This is a genomic window from Oleiphilus sp. HI0066, from assembly GCF_001635725.1.
The window spans coordinates 1-298 of record NZ_LWFH01000917.1; the positions used below are offsets into that span (position 1 = coordinate 1).

Consider the following 298-nt stretch of genomic DNA (forward strand, 5'->3'; position numbering starts at 1 on the left):
GTTTGCAGGGCACTCTCCGCTACTTGTAGAAGGACGGTCGAGCAATATTAAGGTCACAAAGCCTGAAGATTTGGCTGCACTAGAAAGTACAAATACCGTAAATGAGAAAACAAATATGACGCCTGATCTTAGAGTGGGTACGGGCTATGACGTACATGCGTTCGAGAATGGAGAGTTCGTTACTCTTGGCGGCGTGAGAATTCCTCATAGCTTTGGTTTAAAGGCGCATTCAGATGGTGATGTGTTGTTGCATGCGATCTGTGATGCAATGCTAGGTGCTTTAGCCTTAGGAGATATA

General features: G+C 45.3%; 1 protein-coding gene. It reads left to right on the forward strand.

Features of this window, described 5'->3' with window-relative positions; translation table 11 throughout:
* Positions 1-115: 115 nt before the first annotated feature.
* The coding region (locus A3738_RS30970; RefSeq protein ID WP_197473792.1) for a 2-C-methyl-D-erythritol 2,4-cyclodiphosphate synthase at positions 116-298 on the forward strand (183 nt) is incomplete at its 3' end.